The sequence below is a fragment of the Collinsella aerofaciens genome, from assembly GCF_039752985.1.
Classification (GTDB): Bacteria; Actinomycetota; Coriobacteriia; order Coriobacteriales; family Coriobacteriaceae; genus Collinsella; species Collinsella aerofaciens_BT.
This window is the reverse complement of sequence record NZ_JBDMHA010000089.1, coordinates 1-2,194: the sequence shown is the minus strand read 5'-3', so window position 1 is coordinate 2,194 and position 2,194 is coordinate 1. Positions and strand designations below refer to the sequence as shown.

Here is a 2,194-nt window from a genome sequence, read left to right as displayed (position 1 = left end):
GTACGTGTTATTATTCGCAAAGCGTTGTTCCCGCAATGCCCTAAAGAGGAACCCGAGGGTTCCCACCTTTTGGCGCCAATGAGCAGCTGACTGGTCATACAAATTAGATTCTCTTCCTCAAATCGAGGATGTCTATGTGTACGACCTGGTTGCTGAGAAGCGCCGGGTTATTTTTTTATGAATGGAGGTAGGGAAAATAGCTAAGTCTGATGACACCCGCATCAACGACGAGATTACTGCATCTTCGTGCCGTTTGATTGGCGTCGATGGCTCTCAGCTCGGCCTGTTCGCCATCCGCGATGCCCAGCGCGTCGCCGACGATCAGGGTCTCGACCTGGTCGAGATCGCTCCCAACGCGGAGCCGCCGGTCTGCAAGGTCATGGACTACGGTAAGTTCAAGTACCAGCAGGCCATGAAGGCCAAGGCTGCTCGTAAGAACCAGTCCAAGGTCGAGGTCAAGGAAATGAAGTTCCGACCCAAGATCGACGTTGGCGACTACGAGACCAAGAAGGGCCACGTTCTGCGTTTCCTCAAGAAGGGCGCACGCGTTAAGATCACCATCATGTTCCGCGGCCGTGAGATGGCTCACCCGGAGCAGGGCCTTAACGTTCTCGAGCGTCTCGCCGAGGATCTCAAGCCTTACGCTACGGTCGAGTCCAAGCCTAAAATGGAAGGCCGTAACATGCTTATGCTGCTCGCCCCGATTAAGGGCGCCTTCGATGAGGATAAAGCGGCAAGCGATACCAAGTAACTAGTGTTCTGTAACCGATTAAGGAGTATTTCATGCCTAAGATGAAGTCCCACAGCGGCACCAAGAAGCGTTTCCGCAAGACTGGTACCGGCAAGCTTATGCGCGCCAAGGCTTTCAAGAGCCACATCCTGAGCAAGAAGTCCACCAAGCGTAAGCGTGGCTTCCGTCAGGAGACCGAGATCGCCGCTGCCGACCGCAAGGTCATCAAGTCGCGTCTCGCCTAAGTTCGCGTTCCCGTTTTTCGTTTTACCGTCTAGGAGTTGATAGAACATGGCACGTATTAAGCGCGCTGTTGCCGCCAAGAAGAAGCGCCGTACCGTTATGCACCGTGCGAAGGGTTACTACGGTGCCGCTTCGCGTACTTACAAGCATGCTAAAGAGCAGGTCCAGCACTCCCTGCAGTATCAGTATCGTGATCGCCGCAACAAGAAGCGCGAGATCCGCTCTCTCTGGATCACCCGTATCAACGCTGCTGCTCGCCTGAACGACATCTCTTACTCTCAGTTCATGCACGGCCTGAAGGTTGCCGGCATTGAGCTCGACCGCAAGGTCCTGGCCCAGATGGCTTATGAGGACATCGAGTCCTTCAACGAGCTGGCTGCCATTGCCAAGAAGGCTCTCGAGGCCTAATAGATTCTGTTGAATCGCTAGGGGAGTGTCGCACTGTGCGCGGCACTCCCTCTTTTTTATCGAAAGCGCTGGTTTATATAGCAAAAGCGCGGGTAGATAGACACTTACAGGTGACCGATCTTTATATATCTCTTAACCGAAGGGTCATCATCTGATACGCGCAGTGTTTCTGCACCAGCCTTTCTATTACTTATATAGGAAGCGATAAGTTGTGTAGGACTTGTGAAGAGTGGAATTGACGTCCCACATCGCTTCGCGGTCTGGCAATATATCTCCTTGCCGCGCGGCCCGGTGGAACCGGATGAGCCGCGGGGCGTGCACCTTGAGAACCGGATACTGCGAGGATGGACACTTACTTCAGTGTCGCATCCGGGCAGACATCGAACCATTTGAAATGGTCTAACTTGGATTTGTTTTTCGCAAGGCCGCCGAGAGGCGGCCCCGAGAAATTCCTTTTCCTATACTAGAACCATATGAATCGAACGGAACCGATCAGCTAATAGTTGTGAGGACCGGACGGGCTCGAAGCCCATTTATTTTGGACGGAGAGTTCGATCCTGGCTCAGGATGAACGCTGGCGGCGCGCCTAACACATGCAAGTCGAACGGCACCTGCCTTCGGGCAGAAGCGAGTGGCGAACGGCTGAGTAACACGTGGAGAACCTGCCCCCTCCCCCGGGATAGCCGCCCGAAAGGACGGGTAATACCGGATACCCCCGGGCGCCGCATGGCGCCCGGGCTAAAGCCCCGACGGGAGGGGATGGCTCCGCGGCCCATCAGGTAGACGGCGGGGTGACGGCCCACCGTGCCGACA

The 2,194-nt window shown here is 55.2% G+C and carries 3 protein-coding genes and 1 rRNA gene; all 4 read left to right on the top strand.

Annotated elements, in window-relative coordinates; all coding sequences use genetic code 11:
* The first annotated feature begins 181 nt into the window (after nt 1-181).
* Nucleotides 182-751: a translation initiation factor IF-3 gene (gene infC, locus ABHR76_RS09305; RefSeq protein WP_006234423.1), complete on the top strand. Its 570-nt coding sequence runs from the start codon at nt 182-184 to the stop codon at nt 749-751.
* Between the two features lie 32 nt (nt 752-783).
* Complete coding sequence (gene rpmI / locus ABHR76_RS09300; protein WP_006234422.1) at nt 784-975, top strand: 50S ribosomal protein L35; 192 nt, start codon at nt 784-786, stop codon at nt 973-975.
* Nucleotides 976-1,021: 46 nt separating this feature from the next.
* The gene (rplT, locus tag ABHR76_RS09295; protein ID WP_022094123.1) at nt 1,022-1,381 is read left to right on the top strand and encodes a 50S ribosomal protein L20; all 360 of its coding nucleotides are present in this window, start codon (nt 1,022-1,024) and stop codon (nt 1,379-1,381) included.
* Between the two features lie 539 nt (nt 1,382-1,920).
* Nucleotides 1,921-2,194: ribosomal RNA gene (locus ABHR76_RS09290) — 16S ribosomal RNA — on the top strand; the annotation flags it as partial.